The organism is Klebsiella sp. 1SOBk10mer (assembly GCF_046602535.1).
Taxonomy (GTDB): Bacteria; Pseudomonadota; Gammaproteobacteria; order Enterobacterales; family Enterobacteriaceae; genus Klebsiella; species Klebsiella quasipneumoniae.
Map to the genome: position 1 here is coordinate 1 of NZ_JBKIUP010000046.1, position 1,797 is coordinate 1,797.

Consider the following 1,797-nt stretch of genomic DNA (forward strand, 5'->3'; position numbering starts at 1 on the left):
CGCTGAACAAAATGACGAAAGCAGGTATGCCTGAAAGCGTGCGTATTGCCTGAAAACACAACCCGCTACGGGGGAGACTTACCCGAAATCTGATTTATTCAACAAAGCCATAAAAAAATAAAACATACGCCTGATGACAGCTCAATCATTCTGGGTTGCAACTTCATGGCAGCATTTACCTCCACCAGACGGCCTGACAGGCGGATTGCGGCGGCAGGAAACGCCCTAAAGTACAAAATCTGCGGCTGGCCTCACAGTTTTCGCGACTCTGCAGGAGAATATCGAGAGGCTGGGCCATACTGAAAATAGCAGAGCATAAACCTTACTCTTCATGGCGATTAAAAGGGAGGAATATGCAGGCAATACACCACGTAGAAAAGTTTCATCCAAAAGATTTTGATTTTATTGCATTAAGTCTGGCCCAGATGAACTCACAAGGGCGGAAAGTGGACGTTGAACAGGTCACCGGCAGTATGAATGATGCATGTAAATCCCGGTTCCTCGACAGCTACCGCTACCATCTCAATCTATTTGTCGAAAAATCACCAAGTTGACACAACAGGCCGGATAGCATAATCCGGCCTGTTCATTATTGTGTTCCGGCAACATCTCTGTGAAGGCAGATAACACCCCCAGATGGGGTTCACGACTTTGCAGAAAAAGTATTTTTCCACCCTGCTCCTCATTACCAGTAAGAGACGTTGTCAGTCGCTGATGCACGTATCGGTGTATACCCCTGCAAATCACATATCTTTTTTCCGCATGCTGGTTCCCCGGTCAGCAGACTTATCTATGGTGATAAAAATTACTAATGAGACATGCGAAATAAAAAATTAATTTTATGACTTAAATTCGCTGTATTCGGGCATCACCTAAAACCCCTGAAATGTTATCAAATGGTTAAATAATATGATTTAAAACCACCATTAATTAACATTTTATTTTGTCTTCCCCCATCAATCCCTCATGATTTAACACAAAATCAACATAAAAAATCATGAATTTTAACATTAATGTGCATAACTCACAATTACGTAATCCTGACTTCCTGAGCTATTCCCTTTACCGGTAATCTTTCCATGACATCCACCCCCTACAGTTCAGAAAGGCAAAAATATGAAACTTAAAATTGCATTGCTTAGCGTAGCTATGTCTTCAGCATATATTTTTTCCGGTTCAGTATTCGCAGCAGAGAAATATGAAATTGCCTTGGTTGCAAAAGTCAATGGTATCCCATGGTTTAACCGGATGGGGGTTGGCGTAAAGGAAGCTGCCGATAAACTCAATGTTAATGCCTATCAGACAGGGCCAGCAACCCCGGATCCGGCTCAACAAGTTAAAGTCATTGAGGACCTTATTGCTAAAAATGTTAATGCAATTATCGTTGTACCAAATGATGCAACGGTTCTGGAGCCTGTATTAAAAAAAGCCCGGGATAAAGGTATTGTTGTGTTGTCTCATGAGTCCCCTGATAAGCAGATAGCTCAATGGGATGTGGAAACTATTGATAGCGAAAAATATGCTCAGGCCAATATAGATGAACTTGCAAAAGATATGGGTGGAAAAGGTGGATATGTGATTTACGTTGGTTCACTGACTGTACCACTGCATAATAACTGGGCCGACCTTGCGATTAAGTATCAGAAAGAAAAATATCCTGACATGCATGAAGTGACATCCCGTTTACGGCTTTGTTGAATAAATCAGATTTCGGGTAAGTCTCCCCCGTAGCGGGTTGTGTTTTCAGGCAATACGCACGCTTTCAGGCATACCTGCTTTCGTCATTTTGTTCAGCGC

General features: G+C 42.3%; 1 protein-coding gene and 1 pseudogene. Both read left to right on the forward strand.

Going from position 1 to position 1,797, the window contains the following annotated elements; all coding sequences use genetic code 11:
* Positions 1–353 precede the first annotated feature (353 nt).
* Complete coding sequence (locus ACLH1I_RS26485; RefSeq protein WP_022631502.1) at positions 354–554, forward strand: hypothetical protein; 201 nt, start codon at positions 354–356, stop codon at positions 552–554.
* Positions 555–1,116: 562 nt separating this feature from the next.
* Positions 1,117–1,686, forward strand: a pseudogene (locus tag ACLH1I_RS26490) (substrate-binding domain-containing protein); the annotation flags it as partial.
* Positions 1,687–1,797 lie beyond the last annotated feature (111 nt).